The sequence below is a fragment of the Acinetobacter sp. FDAARGOS_515 genome, assembly GCF_003938865.1.
In the GTDB taxonomy this organism is placed as follows: domain Bacteria; phylum Pseudomonadota; class Gammaproteobacteria; order Pseudomonadales; family Moraxellaceae; genus Acinetobacter; species Acinetobacter ursingii.
On record NZ_RKIX01000003.1, the window covers coordinates 1,708,957 to 1,724,541 of the forward strand.

Annotated in this window: 19 protein-coding genes; 16 read left to right on the top strand and 3 right to left on the bottom strand. The window is 39.0% G+C overall.

All coding sequences use genetic code 11. The features are described 5' to 3' along the window. Positions 1 to 62 precede the first annotated feature (62 nt). The 12 genes from EGS47_RS09730 to EGS47_RS09790 all read left to right on the top strand — a co-directional run bounded on the left by EGS47_RS09730 (position 63) and on the right by EGS47_RS09790 (position 12,112). Positions 63 to 743: a phage baseplate assembly protein V gene (locus EGS47_RS09730; RefSeq protein WP_125269582.1), complete on the top strand. Its 681-nt coding sequence runs from the start codon at positions 63 to 65 to the stop codon at positions 741 to 743. After that, positions 740 to 1,087, top strand: a complete 348-nt coding sequence (locus tag EGS47_RS09735) for a GPW/gp25 family protein (RefSeq protein ID WP_125269583.1) — start codon at positions 740 to 742, stop codon at positions 1,085 to 1,087. Before EGS47_RS09730 ends, EGS47_RS09735 begins: the two co-directional genes overlap by 4 nt. Next, complete coding sequence (locus EGS47_RS09740; protein ID WP_125269584.1) at positions 1,084 to 1,989, top strand: baseplate assembly protein; 906 nt, start codon at positions 1,084 to 1,086, stop codon at positions 1,987 to 1,989. The genes EGS47_RS09735 and EGS47_RS09740 overlap by 4 nt, the downstream gene beginning before the upstream one ends. Next, positions 1,986 to 2,591 (top strand): phage tail protein I, encoded by a 606-nt coding sequence (locus tag EGS47_RS09745; RefSeq protein WP_125269585.1) that lies wholly within the window; start codon positions 1,986 to 1,988, stop codon positions 2,589 to 2,591. The genes EGS47_RS09740 and EGS47_RS09745 overlap by 4 nt, the downstream gene beginning before the upstream one ends. Positions 2,592 to 2,602: 11 nt before the next feature. Then, positions 2,603 to 5,185, top strand: a complete 2,583-nt coding sequence (locus EGS47_RS18660; protein ID WP_228267346.1) for a phage tail protein — start codon at positions 2,603 to 2,605, stop codon at positions 5,183 to 5,185. Positions 5,186 to 5,278: 93 nt separating this feature from the next. Beyond that, complete coding sequence (locus tag EGS47_RS09760; RefSeq protein WP_125269586.1) at positions 5,279 to 6,451, top strand: phage tail sheath protein; 1,173 nt, start codon at positions 5,279 to 5,281, stop codon at positions 6,449 to 6,451. Between the two features lie 26 nt (positions 6,452 to 6,477). After that, positions 6,478 to 6,993: a phage major tail tube protein gene (locus EGS47_RS09765; protein WP_125269587.1), complete on the top strand. Its 516-nt coding sequence runs from the start codon at positions 6,478 to 6,480 to the stop codon at positions 6,991 to 6,993. Between the two features lie 73 nt (positions 6,994 to 7,066). Beyond that, on the top strand, positions 7,067 to 7,405 hold the full coding sequence (locus EGS47_RS09770) for a phage tail assembly protein (protein WP_125269588.1): 339 nt from the start codon (positions 7,067 to 7,069) through the stop codon (positions 7,403 to 7,405). An 8-nt stretch (positions 7,406 to 7,413) separates the two neighbouring features. Further along, positions 7,414 to 7,533, top strand: a complete 120-nt coding sequence (locus EGS47_RS09775; protein ID WP_004723897.1) for a GpE family phage tail protein — start codon at positions 7,414 to 7,416, stop codon at positions 7,531 to 7,533. Further along, a complete protein-coding gene (locus tag EGS47_RS09780) occupies positions 7,530 to 10,403 on the top strand; it encodes a phage tail tape measure protein (RefSeq protein ID WP_125269589.1) in 2,874 nt (957 codons plus the stop codon). Before EGS47_RS09775 ends, EGS47_RS09780 begins: the two co-directional genes overlap by 4 nt. Positions 10,404 to 10,408: 5 nt before the next feature. Then, the gene (locus tag EGS47_RS09785) at positions 10,409 to 10,834 is read left to right on the top strand and encodes a phage tail protein (protein ID WP_125269590.1); all 426 of its coding nucleotides are present in this window, start codon (positions 10,409 to 10,411) and stop codon (positions 10,832 to 10,834) included. Beyond that, positions 10,835 to 12,112, top strand: a complete 1,278-nt coding sequence (locus EGS47_RS09790; protein ID WP_125269591.1) for a contractile injection system protein, VgrG/Pvc8 family — start codon at positions 10,835 to 10,837, stop codon at positions 12,110 to 12,112. Between the two features lie 36 nt (positions 12,113 to 12,148). On the opposite strand, the gene EGS47_RS09795 is transcribed toward EGS47_RS09790, so the two are convergent. Continuing rightward, complete coding sequence (locus EGS47_RS09795) at positions 12,149 to 12,955, bottom strand: DNA adenine methylase (RefSeq protein WP_125269592.1); 807 nt, start codon at positions 12,953 to 12,955, stop codon at positions 12,149 to 12,151. Next, positions 12,918 to 13,124 (bottom strand): Com family DNA-binding transcriptional regulator, encoded by a 207-nt coding sequence (locus EGS47_RS09800; RefSeq protein WP_096911103.1) that lies wholly within the window; start codon positions 13,122 to 13,124, stop codon positions 12,918 to 12,920. Before EGS47_RS09800 ends, EGS47_RS09795 begins: the two co-directional genes overlap by 38 nt. A 116-nt stretch (positions 13,125 to 13,240) precedes the next feature. Between EGS47_RS09800 and EGS47_RS09805 the strand changes: the two genes are divergently transcribed. The 4 genes from EGS47_RS09805 to EGS47_RS18670 all read left to right on the top strand — a co-directional run bounded on the left by EGS47_RS09805 (position 13,241) and on the right by EGS47_RS18670 (position 14,635). Then, positions 13,241 to 13,510 (top strand): ogr/Delta-like zinc finger family protein, encoded by a 270-nt coding sequence (locus tag EGS47_RS09805; RefSeq protein WP_228711799.1) that lies wholly within the window; start codon positions 13,241 to 13,243, stop codon positions 13,508 to 13,510. A 210-nt stretch (positions 13,511 to 13,720) separates the two neighbouring features. Further along, positions 13,721 to 13,945 carry a hypothetical protein gene (locus tag EGS47_RS09810; RefSeq protein ID WP_125269594.1) on the top strand — a complete coding sequence of 75 codons (225 nt, stop codon included), beginning with the start codon at positions 13,721 to 13,723 and terminating at the stop codon, positions 13,943 to 13,945. Then, positions 13,938 to 14,204 (top strand): hypothetical protein, encoded by a 267-nt coding sequence (locus EGS47_RS18665; RefSeq protein ID WP_228711800.1) that lies wholly within the window; start codon positions 13,938 to 13,940, stop codon positions 14,202 to 14,204. The genes EGS47_RS09810 and EGS47_RS18665 overlap by 8 nt, the downstream gene beginning before the upstream one ends. Positions 14,205 to 14,230: 26 nt before the next feature. Then, complete coding sequence (locus EGS47_RS18670) at positions 14,231 to 14,635, top strand: hypothetical protein (protein ID WP_228711801.1); 405 nt, start codon at positions 14,231 to 14,233, stop codon at positions 14,633 to 14,635. Between the two features lie 33 nt (positions 14,636 to 14,668). Here EGS47_RS18670 and EGS47_RS09820 read toward each other — a convergent pair whose 3' ends face one another. Further along, positions 14,669 to 15,577, bottom strand: coding sequence for a hypothetical protein (locus EGS47_RS09820; protein WP_125269595.1), 909 nt, complete (start codon positions 15,575 to 15,577; stop codon positions 14,669 to 14,671). Between the last annotated feature and the right edge of the window lie 8 nt (positions 15,578 to 15,585).

The window sequence follows — 15,585 nt, forward strand, 5'->3', positions numbered from 1 at the left end:
AAAAGCGTTAATACAACAGCCACCACATGCAATAAAAAAATGACTGCAACACGATTGCAGTCATGAGTGCAGACCTATTACGACGTTTTGAAAACCTGATTCGTTTAGGAAAAATCAAGACGGTAGAACCGACAAAACCCTTTCTGACAGTGACCGTCCAAATTGGCGAGATTACCACTGCACCACTTCGTTATCTTAATTTACGCGCAGGCAATGACAAAACTTTTGATCCTCCGTCTGTTGATGAAGAAGTCGTGGTTTTAAGTCCATGTGGGGTACTTGAAATCGGAATTGTATTTGGTGGCTTGAATAATACTGATAATCCAGTGCTATCCCAAGATTTAAATAAAAATATTCGAGTATTTTCTGATGGTTGCATGATCTCTTATGACACCAAAACCCATGCACTTGAAGTGATTCTACCCAGCAATGGTACAGCGGTTTTAACCGCAACAGGTGGAGTCACAGTCAATGCAGATGGTGGTGTGACCATCAATGCCAAATCAGGTGGGGCAACCATCAATGGTGATACCACCATCAATGGCAACGTACAAGTCAATGGCAGTACAGCAATGACAGGAAACAATACTGTCGGTGGCAGTCAACTTGTACAGGGCAGTAGCCATTCAACAGGAAACTTCAGTACCGAGTCTGACGTCACTGCAGGTGCTATTTCATTGAAGTCGCATAAAACATCAGGTGTCAAATCAGGTGGGGAAACTTCGGGAGAACCCGTACCATGATTGATAAAAATACAGGTAGAAGCCTACAAACAGAACAACAGTCTATCCAACAATCATTGCAAGACATTATCACTACACCTATTGGATCTCGTGTCATGCGACGCGAGTACGGTTCACTCATTTTTGAGTTGCTCGATCAACCAATTAACGATGTCTTAGTTTTGAAATGTTATAGCGCAATCTATACAGCTATTTCCCGTTGGGAAGATCGTATCAGCATCAGTCAAATCTATATGTCGAGTGTTGAGGGAAATGGATTGGTATTCGACATCGAAGGTTTTTCCCAAATTACAGGTCAACAAATGAATCTTAGAATTCCATTAAATATGGGGGCTGGCGCATGAGTGTGGACTTTAGCCAACTACCGAAACCAAATTTTGTCGATGAAATTGATTACGAACAAATATTGGCAGAACGAAAAGCATTTTTGATCTCGTTGTATCCACCAGAGGAACAAGACGCGATCACGATTTTATTGGGCCGTGAATCAGATCCTTTGCATAAATATCTACAAGAAAATGCTTATCGTGAAATGGTATTGCGGACGCATATTAATAAAAAAGCACTGGCAACACAGTTGGCATTTGCAGAAGGTGTAGATCTAGACGTTTGGGGGGCAAATTTTGATGTTTCACGTTTGCTTATTACTCCAGCAGATAATTCAATCACACCACCTGCACCTGCAGTTTACGAAACCGATGAAAATTTCCGTTACCGCATTCAGAAAAAATTAGATGCTTTAAGTACTGCAGGACCCGAATCATCTTATGAATATCACACACTCTCAGCAGATGGACGTGTGGCGGATGTCAAATGTAGCTCACCATCACCTGCACATGCACTATTGACCATTCTGCAACATGACACAGCAAATAATGCATCTACACCAGCGCTGAACAATATCGTTTTGAATTCGGTTTCTGCTGAAAAGAAACGTCCTACAGGTGACCGTGTTCAAGTACAGTCCGCAGAAATTATAAACTACATTGTTGAAGCGGTTTTAGTCACTAAAAATGTCCCTGAAACTGACTCGGTCTTATCTGCTGCTAAAAGCAATATTAATAACTATGCCAAAACTCCAAAGCGCATTGGTAAAGGTGTGTTCTTTTCAGATATTTATTCAGCATTGAAAATTTCAGGTGTCGAGCGTGTTGAGTTAATCCATCCAATTGAAGAGGTTCATATTAATAACTTTCAGGCAGCATTTTGTAGTGAAATCAAACTTAGTGTGAGGAATGAGTCATGAACTTACTTCCTCCAAATTCCACAGATTTTGAGCATAAAATTGTCGAAACCTCAGCTCAATTGACTGAACTTAATGCAGATCTATCCAGTTTGATTCGTATAGATGATGCACCTAGTGGTTTTTTATCCATTTTGGCGTGGCAGTTTTCTGTCGATCGTTGGCAAGATGATTGGCCAGATGAAGTTAAACGTGCACAAATAAAAAATTCAATCAAAGTTCATCAACACAAAGGCACAAATTACGCACTTCGGCAAATCGTTGAAAGTTTTGGTTATTCACTGACAGTTCATGAATGGTGGCAAGAAAACCCAATGAATGAGCCAGGCACATTCCAGATCACTATTGAAACCAATGGTCGTGCACTTTCAGAAAAAACATCTAAAACATTGGTTGAACTTTTAAACGATGCAAAACCTCTTACACGTGAGCTGAAGGGTATCGAGATCAATGTTATCAACGTTCAAGGTGAAACCAATGTGGCATGTGGTTGTTATGGCGGTGATGACGTCACAATTTATCCAAAAATTGATGATCCAAATTCTTTGATCTATCCAGTCTTTGCTTTTTACGAGCATGAAATCACTAGTATTTATCCCCTATAGAGCATAAAAATATGGCAGCACTTTATCATTCGCTTTTCACTGAAAAAGGTTTGGAGTTACTTCGAGAATCCATTCAAAATGGAACGAAACTCGGTATTACCCATATGTCATTTGGCGATGGTAATGGATCACTTCCTACGCCTGATGCAAAATTCACGCAAATGGTGAATGAAGTTTATCGAACAGCTTTAAACCGCCTTGCACCCTCTAAAGAGAATCCAAATTGGTTGGAAGCGGATGGTGTTATTCCATCAGCAGTAGGTGGCTTTAATATCCGTGAAGTTGGTTTATGGGCTGGCAATGACATGGTTGCTTATGCAAACTACCCTCCAACTTACAAACCAAGTGGTGATCAAGGTACAGCACAGATCAAGACAATCCGAATAGTTTTACAAATTGATAATACTGCCAATTTTGAATTGAAAATTGATGCTAGTGTTGTCATGGCGACTATTCAAAGTGTTAATGATGCAAAACAAAATATCTACGAAAATACGACGGGAAAAGTTGAATGCTTAAATGATTTAAACGATTTAATCGCTTGGAATGGTCGCACCGTATACTCGAAGTCTTATCATATGCCGACAAACTTTGCTTTAGCACAACCTTATCTTGGCGGTGGCACAAGAGTTTATGTTGAGTCGAGAAAAAACGAAAATGATGGCTTTCTATGTGTGAATGGATGGGTACTCCAAGTTGAAAATAACATAATTACACCTGACCATGCTGGTGCAAAGGCAGATGATAAAAATTTTGACAGCAGCGAAGCACTACAAAAATGCATTAATCTGGGTTTTATCGTACAACTAAAAGGAGTTTATTATACTCAATATCCACTAATTTATAGCAATGACACTAGAATTATTGGTACTGGTGAAGACTCAACTTGCGGAATTGTAAAAACGACAAACAATAAATTAAATCTTGGAAATAAGATAATTAATAATGTCACAATGAATTTCGATGTCGATGCTGTATTAATTGCTATTCCTAAAAAAAACTGGTATGTCAACAATGCTCATCTTGATGGTTTTTTTGTCAGTTATGACTCTTCTTTAGCAAAACGAGGAATAGGTTTATATTCTTCTCTTATTGCAATGTGTTCGTTTAAAAATATTAAAATATCTAATTGTGAATACGGAGTAAAAACTGTTGATGCTTGGATGGTGACATGGGAACGAGTTCAGGCATCAGCTGACTGTGGATTCTGGCTTGGTGCGACTGACACTAATTGGACTGCAAATGGTACATCAAATACTTTTATCTCATGTTGGTCTACAAATACAAAACAGGGATACAGTGCTTGGAAAATTTATTCTTTACAGTATTCGACTTTTTTAAGTTGTGGTGTAGATCATTGCGGTGAAGATGGTAAGCCTGCTGAATCTGTCTTTGATATTCGTGGGTCTGATATTGTGTTTTTAAGTATGGGTTCTGAAATTATACATGCGTACACATATTTGCATTCGGAAAACTCAAATTTAATCTTTAAAAATTTAAGTGTACAAGTTGTTCATAACAAATATAAAAAATCGAATCTAAGTTGGTACAATGCAAACGCAATGTTCCAAATTATTAACAACTCAAGAGTTACACTAGAAGGTGGGCATTTTGATTGTTTCTATACATCAATTAATTCTGAATTCTCCGCTGCTTTCGCTTTTGTTGAGGGTAACTCTTTATTCGTTACAGATAAGACTCTAAAACACTTCAGTTCTCTTGAAGAAGTAAAAGCGACAGATGGAATATTTTCATTTACGAAATACGGTATTTATAAAGACACAGCAGGATCAATTGATGTTGCATTTAAAAATGACATCATTAAGATCGGAAACCGATTTGGAACACTTAATACTACAGAAAGTATCTGTGACAGACCACTTAATATCGTTGGTAAAAGCTTAAATGATCAAAGGAATTTAGGTGCAATCAATTTTGTTAATGGTTCGAATAATGATGCGACAACCGATAAAAATTATCCTAAAAATGGCACAGGACATATAGTACAGCAGATTTCAGCTCAAGATCATGCATCAAAACCAAATAGTGTACAATTTGATTATGCATTTGATAAATCTGTGATAAATGGTGTTGATAGATCGATAGGAAATATCTACGTAAGATATGGAGCATGGAACGTAGATTACTCGACTTGGTATAAGATCTGGACTGAATCAAACACAACAGTCACAGCAGATGGCACTTTAAAAGCAGCATCCCCAATCGTTAAATTATATTCAGATCATATTGAATGTAATGATGAGGCCGAAGAACAAAATCCTTTATTTGAAAAACTAGGAACTGGTCATTATCTAGTAAAAAATACACTTGGCTTTGCGCAAGAAGGCTGGTGGATTGATATTCCAAGCGATAGCAATGGCAATAAAATTTGCGCAATTAAATATCAAACACTAGAAGATGGAGATATTGAAGTTAGAACGTTTAAACGTAAGTTTGACATCGAAACAGCTTCAATTATTGCTGATGAAGAAAATCCAATTGATATTCCAGAAAACATGAATGGCGAACAACGCTGGATTGATATTCGATTACATAAAATAGATAAGGAAATCACCGAACAAGTAAATTTGTAAAAAGCCTTAATACAACTGCATTTAACTGACAATATATGGTCAATTTGTAAGCCTGTGATCTGAAAACATAACAACAGATCACAGGCTTTTTATATGGCTACAGATTCATACCATCATGGTGTCCGAGTCCTTGAACTCAACGAAGGCACCCGACCAATCCGTACAGTTTCAACTGCTGTGATCGGATTGGTTGCAACTGCAGAGGATGCAGATGCAGCAGCTTTACCACTCAATACACCAGTACTTGCCACAGATATCAAAACAGCTTTGGACAAAGCAGGTGAAAAGGGAACGCTTGCACGTTCTTTACAAGCCATCGCAGACCAAACCAATGCGGTTACTGTCATTGTACGTGTAGACCAAAAAACCACAGAAGCTGAACAAAACTCAGCAATTATCGGTGGTGTTGAAAATGGCCGTTATACAGGTATGAAAGCCTTATTGGCAGCAGAACAAAATCTGAAAGTACGTCCTCGTATTTTGGGTGTTCCTGGTCTAGATTCGGCACCTGTGGCAACGGCTTTAAACTCAATTGCTGAAAAACTTCGGGCGTTTAACTACTTGTCTTGTTTTGGTTGTGAAACAAAAGAAGAAGCAGCTGCATATCGTGAAGCAATTGGCGCGCGAGAAGCTATGCTGATTTATCCTGACTTTTTAGGATGGGACACAGCCACATCAAAAACCACGACATTTGATGCCACTGCTCGAGCATTAGGTTTACGTGCCAAAATTGACAATGATACAGGTTGGCAAAAAACACTTTCCAACGTTCCAGTCAACGGTGTAACTGGTATCTCTCAGGATATTTTTTGGCAATTGCAGTCAATGGATACCGATGCTGGCTACCTCAATAGCAATGAAATCACCACATTAATCCAAAAAGATGGCTTCCGTTTCTGGGGTTCTCGTACATGTTCAGCAGATCCGCTTTTCGCCTTTGAAAACTACACTCGGACAGCACAAATTCTTGCAGACACAATGGCAGAAGGACACATGTGGGCAGTGGATAAAGATCTTCATCCATCATTGGCCAAAGATATTGTTGAAGGCATCAATGCCAAATTTCGTGATTTAAAAACGGGTGGCTACATCATTGATGGTGAATGTTGGTTTGATCCTTCAGTCAATTCTAAAGAGTCGCTCAAATCAGGACATTTACTGCTTGATTATGACTTCACGCCAGTACCGCCACTAGAAGATCTTACTTTACGTCAGCGTATCACAGACCGCTATTTGGCTGATTTCGCTTCTCGTATGACTGCCTAACAGAACAATAAAAAGGATAAAACGACATGGCTTTACCGAAAAAATTAAAAATGATGAACCTGTTCAACGAAGGTAATTCATACCTTGGCCAAACAGGTGAAGTCACTTTGCCAAAACTCGGACGTAAGTTGGAGGCTTGGCGTGGCGGTGGTATGGACGGCAGTATCAAGTGGGATGCAGGTATGTCAGATGACATGATCGAATTTGCTTGGAAACTAGGTGGTATCGACCCATTGGTGATCAGGCAATACGGTGCTGCAACTGTTGGAGCAATTGGTCTACGTTTCGCTGGATCCTATCAGCGTGACGACACCGGAGAAACTACTGCACTCGAAATGGTCGTGCGTGGTCGTCATGAAGAAATTGACTTTGGTAATTCAAAACCCGGTGACGACACTGAACTTTCAATGAAAACGGTCTGGTCATATTACAAATTATCAATTGATGGCAAAGCCGTGATTGAAATCGATATTCCAGGCATTGTATTCAAAGTCGATGATGTTGATATGTATGAAAAACATCGTCAAAACATTGGTATCTAGTTTTCCTACCCTTCTGTAGTCCAGTACTGCAGAAGGTTTTTTTACATCAACTTTTATATTTATGGAATTTGCTATGCAAACTCAAGAACAAATCGAAAACTTACAAGCAATTCAGCTAGATGTGGAAATCGTGAATTTAGATTCACCTTTTACAATTGGTGGACAAGAAATTAAGTCAGTCGAAGTCCGTAAACCATCCGTTATTGCATTGCGAAAAGTCCGAATTGCCGACATTTTAAATGGTGATGTCAACTCTATTTGTACCTTATTACCTTTGTGTACGAGTCCAACATTGACCAAACAACAGCTCGATACACTTGTAGATCCAGTCGACATTATTCAAATGGGTGGTGCAATTATCACTTTTTTGCAACCGAAATCAGTACGTGCGGAAATTGCACTCCAACAGTAGAAGATGCCATGGCAAATATTGCGGTGGTGTTTCACTGGTCACCGCAAGCCTATGAAGGTATGTCACTCAGTGAATTGATGGAATGGCATCAAAAAGCCATTGAACGAAATGGGTCAGATGCCGAATGAAACAATTAAGATTAGAAGTCATTTTTGGCTCAAAGAACAATACATTAAGTCCTGCACTTAGAGCGATCCTTGGTAGTAGTAATGCTGCTACTAAGGCATTAAAAAAAACACGTGACGAGATTCGAAAGCTCAACGAACAACAAAAGAAAATTGACGGCTACCAAAAACAAAAAAAAGCCGTTCAAGATCAAGGCAAAGCCTTACAAGATTTACAAAATCATATTAAAAACCTTCGACAGCAGATGAAAATTAATCCGTCTGCTGAATTAACACGTGATTTTGACAAAGCAGTTGCAAAAGCTAAAAAACTTAAACAAGAGTATGAACGCAATCGCATAGAACTTCAGCGAATGCGTACAGAAATGAACAATGCAGGTTTATCTACAAATCGGCTGTCTGAGCATCAACAACGTCTGCGAAATGATTTAAATCGAGCGAATCAGTCTATGCGTGAGCAAGAACAACGCTTACAACGTATGACACAGATGCAACAGAATTATGAACGTCATGCAGGTCGGTTAAGAGCAGCTGCAGGTTATGGCATGGGTGCAGCGATGACAGGTGCAGGCGCGCTATATACCATGCGTAAACCAATTGAGGAATCCAAACGTACAGATGTTGAGGAACATCGTATTGCATCCCTTGGGTTAGGCAAAAAAGCGACTGAAGAAGCCATTTTGTATGCTAAAGCAATGAAAACTTATGGGACTTCAACCTTAGAAAACTTAACTTTAGTTCGTGATGGGATTACTGCTTTTGGTGATGTCCATCATGCGGAGATGGTTGCACCAACATTGGCAAAAATGAAATTTGCCAATGAAGCCATGTTTGGTAGTGAAGGTGGTGCAGAAAATGAAAAAAAATTCATGGACATGCTTAAAGTCATTGAATTACGTGGCGGCTTAAAAAGTGAAAAAGCCTTCAATGATCAAGCCAATATTATTCAACAAGTGATTACCGCAACAGGTGGACGTGTCCAAGGTGAAGAATGGCTGAATGTCATTAAAACAGGTGGTATTGCTGCAAAAGGCATAGATAACAAAGCTTTTTATTACAAGATGGAACCACTGGTACAAGAAATGGGTGGATTCCGTGTTGGTACGGCTATGATGTCCGCGTACCAAAACTTGTATCAAGGTCGTACAACTCAACGTGCGATGGGTAATTTGGACAAATTCGGCTTGATTGGAGATCCGTCTAAAGTCAAACACAACAAAACAGGTGATTTGTCATATTTAGATATTGGGGCAATCAAGGGTGCAGATCTTTTCAAGAAAGATCAATTCGCTTGGATGGAACAAGTTCTTGTACCTGCACTAAATGCTAAAGGCATCACTAAAGAGGGTGATGTGGTCGATGCGATCGGGAGTATTTTCTCAAATCGAACAGCATCAAACTTATTTGCACAGATGTATCAACAAAGGGATCAAATTCATAAAAATGCCAAGCTAAATGAAGGTGCAAATAACATTGACCAGTTGTATGCGCAAGGTAAAGACACAACGACAGGTAAGGAACTGGAAGCCAAAGCCAAACTGCATGATGCCTATTTACGCTTTGGTCAAACCATCTTACCGATTTATACCAAAGCCATTGAATCAGCCACATCAGCATTAGCAATATTTACTGGATGGATGGAAAAGAATCCAACACTAGCAAAAGTACTGGGTGCAGGGCTGGTATTTATTGCTGTAAGCCTCGTCGCCATTGGTGGAGCATTAGCCATTTTTTCTCCATTGATTCTAGGGATGTTAAGTCTAAGGCTCATTCTTGCATCGACTTCAACAGCTGCAGGTTTATTTTCACGTGTGTTTGCAGCAGCTCCAGTCGTACTCAATATTTTAAAGTCAGCCTTAATGGGTGTCGGTCGAGTATTTTTATTTTTAGGTCGTGCATTACTCATGAATCCGATCGGCTTGGCAATCACAGCCATAGCGGTTGCAGCCTATCTTATTTATAGAAACTGGACACCGATAAAGGCATTCTTTATCAACTTATGGAATGGTATCAAAACTGCATTTAATGCTGGCGTGTCGTTTATCAAAGGTATTTTTCAAAGTATTGATCAAACCTTTGCAGATAACCCGATTTTGAACTTTTTAATGCCATTTATTGGCATACCACGCATGATCATTGCCAACTGGGAACCAATCAAAGCCTTTTTTGGTGGATTATGGACGCATATTTCAACCATTTTTGCACCGATTGGCCAGTGGTTTAGTTCACGAATGACAGAGGTGAAAACTGCATTTTCAGGTGGAATCACAGGCATGAGTGCATTAATCATCAACTGGTCACCATTTGGGTTGTTTTATGCTGCTTTCGCTAAAGTCTTGTCATGGTTTGGTATTGAACTACCTGCCAAATTCACAAGCTTCGGTAGCACGATCATTGACGGTTTGGTGAAAGGGATTCAAGCAGGCTTTGAAAAGCTCAAATCACTTTGGGCAACGATTAACAGTTGGATGCCAGACTTTATGAAAAAAACGATGGATATCCATAGTCCATCACGTGTCATGGCTGGGCTTGGTGGACATATCATGTCGGGTTTACATGGCGGTATAGAAAAAGCCTTTCCAAATCTCAAAGCCAAATTTGCAGATGTGGTGAGTATTTTCAAACCTGATTCTGAGTTACTGCAAAAAATTAATGTAGCTCCAGCACTAGGAAAAATTAATCCAGCACCTTTATCTTCTGGTTCAGTGAGCTCTGGCAACTATACCATTGAAGGTGACACGATAACGATCAACATAAATGCTGCCCCTGGCCAAAACATCCAGCAGATCCAAAGCATGCTCGAAAACATGCTCAATAAACGTGAACGCGAAAAAATGGCACGAGTACGTAGCAGTTTTAAAGACCAGGAATAATAAAAATGATGATGATTTATGGCATGTTCGTATTTTCTATACCAACCGCCACTTACCAAAGCCTACAACGTAGCAATACTTGGAATCATGTCAGCAATAATCGTGTTGGTGACATGCCTGCATATCAGTATACAGGCAAAGGTGAAGACAGCATTACACTTGAAGGTTCGATCGTACCCGAGTTTGGTGCACCCATGTCATTGACGGCAATGCGCTTGATGGCAGACACAGGCAAATCATTTCCGCTTATTTCAGGTACGGGCAAAATTTATGGCTTATGGGTCATTGAAAGCTTAAATGAAACACAAACTTATTTCTTTAAAGATGGTAAACCACGACTAGTGGAGTTCAGCCTAACGTTAAAGAAAACCCAAACCGCTGGTGTACTCGTTGGCAACGTATTAGGCTCAATTGTCGGGAGCATTCTGTAAATGGCTCTTTTTGATATGGCAACCAATGGCATCAACTTTATCAGCAATAAACTCGATGCCAGTTACCCTCATGCCTTTTATAAAATCGTGGTCAATGGCGTTGACATCGGCGGTCTGGTTCAAACACGCTTAATGCGCCTAACGATTACAGACAATCGTGGTATCGAAGCAGACACAGTAGAGATAGAACTTTCCGATCACGATGGTTCACTGGGTATTCCGCCAAAAGGTGCGGATATGGAAATATGGATTGGCTGGAGCAATGAGGGCTTAGTTTACAAAGGCAAGTACACCATCAAAGAACGTGAGCATTCAGGTGTACCCGATGTCCTCACTATTCGGGGTGCATCGGCAGACTTAAAAGCCACATTTAAAAAGAAAAAAGAACGCAGTTTTGACAACAAAACCATTGCTGACATTATCAATACCATTGCCAGTGAGCAAAACCTCAAAGCAATTATTCATGACAGCTTGGGGCAGATCACACTGGCACATATTGACCAAAATGAATCAGATGCAAACCTCATCACACGTATAGCAGACGAGCATGATGCGATTGCGACCGTAAAAAACGGCTATTTATTATTTATGCCCAAAGGTGAGAGTAAAACCATTTCAGGCTTAGACCTGCCCACATTCTTTATCACACGTAATATGGGCGATTCACATCGTTGGTCAGACACGGACGGAGCAGATGAAGTCAGTGGTGTCACGGTTTTTTATTATGACAATGACAAAGCCGAACGCCAAAAGGTTACAGTCGGTATGTCGGATGAAAATACCCGTGAACTGCGTAATATTCAACGAGATGAAAAATCCGCTAAACGTGTGGCACAGTCAGAGTTCAATCGGATTAAATCTAAGTCTGCAACATTCAGTTATAAACTTGCCTATGGTAAACCTGACCTCATTCCTGAAATGCAGGTACAGTTTATGGGCTTAAAGTCAGAAATAGACGATATTATTTGGCTTGGTTCTCGTGTGGTACATACATTATCTGCAGACAGTGGTTTTGTGACGGACGTTGAACTTGAAGTCTATTTACCCGATTCAGATGATTTATCTGAACTTGTGGACGATGACTCAGGCAGTTACACAGGGATTTTGGCGTATTATAAAGACGGAAAAAACACAGGTAAGGTTACACAGGGCGATCAAACTACACCAAAGCGTTTAACCTATTTGTATAAAAACAAACAGACAGCAACTACTGCAGCAACGAGAGAATATAAAGCCATGCAAGCAGAAAAAGAACAACCACAATCCGAAAATAAATAATGAAAAGGGTCACATTCAAAATGCGACCCTTTAAAATCAAAAATTGGTAATAATTAACTCATTCCCATTATGCTCTTCATGCGCTGCTTTATTATTTACAGACCAACGGATCTTCTTATGTTGGATCTTATAATCTTGAAATAGCTCCCGAACTTCAGGGGTATCGTTCAAACTGAGAATAAATTTACCTTGTATTTTGTCCAGGTAATCTTTCAAATCATAAAAGTCCTGTTTTGACCAAATCCCTTTGCCATACACATTTTCACAGTCCCAGTACGGTGGATCTAAATAAAATAATGTATCAGGTCCATCAACACGTTTAAGCATGTAGTCATAACTGGCATTTTCAATCACCACATTTTGCAACCGGGTGTGAATCGAATGTAGATGTGCTCGCAGATCCTCGCCGAGTTTCAAACGGCTTTTACGATCACGGCTATAACTAAACGAGCCATCCAATTGACATCCAAAAGCTGAACGTAATAAATAATAGAACTTGGCAGCACGTTGTATATCAGTAAAGCCACGGTCATTTTTACGCATTTCATTAAAAACGGTTCGTGAAAATAAAGTATTTTCAAACTCCGTCAAAAACGCATCAAAGTGATATTTCAGTACACGATATAAGTTTATCAAATCGTCATTGATGTCATTGATCACTTCAACAGGCGATTCAGTCTTTTTAAACAGTACCCAACCTGCACCACCAAACACTTCAACATAAGTTTTATGTTCAGGCATGATGTCTATGATCGTTCGTGCCAGTTGAGATTTACCACCTAGCCAACCAGAAAAGCTGTGACCTTTAGGATTGTATTGCGGTATTACAGAAGTGTTGCTCATCGATCTTACCTGTTTCGATGTGACGCTCAGTTTGGCGTTCAGGTAAGGCACTCGGGGTGCTCTGGAAGTTATTTAACGTCTTACAACGTGGACATTTGATCTCGATACGATCAAATGTGCCTATTTTAGCGAGTAGCTTAAAACAGCACTTACATTTCACATTTTGCATGAAATTTTTCTACACAAGAAAAACTAAACAAATAGTATAAAAAATAGATAAAAAGAACAAATATTTCACCGTGTTATTTATAATGGTTCTTATATTTGTTCTATATGGGGCGATTCGTGAAAAGACCTAATTTTAAATGCCCACATTGCGGGTCGTCTATGTATATCCGCAGTAGCCGACAACAACATCCTTTGCTACGTGCTTTGGGCTTGCAGTGTAGTAATTTTTGCTGTGGTTTTTCTGCAGGTGGAAACCTTGAAATTACACATCAAATCTCAGCCAGTGCCACGCCCAATCCTATTATCCGACTACAAACGCTCGATCAAATCAATGCAGAACGTAAAGCTGCTAATGATGAACACATGGAAGAGCAAAACAATGGCTGAGTTTTTACTTTTTTCTTTCGAGCTAGGAACGCTCATCAACGGCTATTTATTTTTTAAATTTGTTTATGGCCTATAGGATTTAAAAATGATTATTGACTATTCAATTAATTGGTTTGCATTTTTCGAATGGCTTATTCGAGGTTTTATCTTTGGTGTTGGTTTTATGTTGGCCTTGATCCTATTTATCAAAGTTACCAAGGCTGATAAGAAATGATAAACGTCACTCCAGATCATCCGATCGCATACGAAGCCTATGAACAGGTTAAGAATTTACGCTGTGCTTACGTCAACATCATTGCCCATACTTTTAAAAAGTCCGAAACAGAGCAGGGCTATTTTATTGCAGGCATTTATCCAAATTTAGGTGAAGGCGGTTTCAATCGTTTGGACTGGTTGGCTGAGTTTGAACAACTCAATGGGGTATCAGATGCATAGATTAAAAAGTATGGCTTTATATATGAATGATCAGTATATCGGCACACCGATCAGCGTGGATATATCAATCGATCTCGCATCAGAGCCTGACTGTTCTGTAAAAACTTTGGTTCACAAACATGGTGGAACATTGAGCTTTATTCCATTGTCCAAAACACTGAGTACGCTGGGCCATTTAAAAAAACATTTAACGCAACAAGCACAGAAACAAAACCGTCAGTTATTACCTGGTACTTATATTTCAACTTTATCACCATAAATCCCTCTCATTTAAGGAGATGTTACATGGCTCAATGCAAATTATGTGGTACACGTTATTGGTTTTTTTCAAACCATATTTGTAAGCCACAACAAGTGACAAAGAAAAATTACACATATCCGAATACACCCCTTCAAAATATCAATATAAAGCAGACTATTCGACGTGATTCCAATTCAAGTGCTGTAAATGACCTTCAACAGCAACAAATGTATGCTCAACAACTACTTCAACAACAAGCATTTTTAACATCATCTAGTGATGATACGTGTAGACCTGCATATAACGAAGAATCAGCTACTCATCATCATGCATGTTCGTCTTCAACTTCCAATCATTCATCATCTTACGACTCTGGTAGTTCCTATTCGAGTGATAGCTCCTCGAGCAGTTATGACAGTGGATCTTCATCAAGTTCTAGCTGGGATTAATTATATAAAAAAGGTCGCATCAGCGACCTATTCTTATTTTTCGTAATAAATATAGGTCAATTCTTTAGCATAGAAGTTAATAAATTTCCCATCTTTAGTAAGCTGAGGCGGTAGCTGGCTAAAAATGTATAGCGTTATAGGGACTTTTTTATCATTTTTATTTCTTCTTTCAGAAAGTTTCTTGAGTGTTTTATCAGAGAACTTACCGTTTATAGCCTCGTCTTTAATTTTGTTATTAAATAGCATTAAACTAGGCTGTTGTACCAAATCATCTAGCTTAATTTTTTGATGAAAAGCTAATTGAATGCCTATGTTTTCTTTAGGATTAATCCATGCTTTACCATAATAAATTTTTGGTTCTTCGTCCAGATCAGCTATATCTGTAACCTTGTCTAGATCTACAAATAGGTCTCGGATATGAATTTCTTCATCATTATAAATCACTGAAATATCAGCATCATCATTAAAAAGTTTAACCCAGCTAGACAAAGCTTTTTTAGATGGTCTTACACCAGATTGGCTTTGTCCATTTGTAGTGCCTTCATTGCTTGTAGGTTCAGTTAGTGGAGATGCGCCTCGTGTAGTTGTTTCAGTTTTTTTAGTTGAAGGCTTATCAAAGTTAAAAAGCGCAACTTTTTCAGAAACATATTTGCGAGGTTTTGAGTCATGCCGCTCTTGTTGTTCGCGTTCTAATATTTCAATTTTTTCTTTCTCTTTACATTTTTTATCATGATCTCCGACATAAATAAAATAAGGATCTTTTTTTCGTTTTTTGACTTCTTTTAATAGATTCGCACAAGTAATTTGTGCATCACAATGGTCGTCTATACATTCAAATAGATATTTAGATTTAATATTACCCAATTCACGTTGGCGATCTGCTTCTGCTGTAGTGACTATTTGACCAGTTTCTAAAGACTTAGCGAGTGTAATCGTAACCATTTTCTATA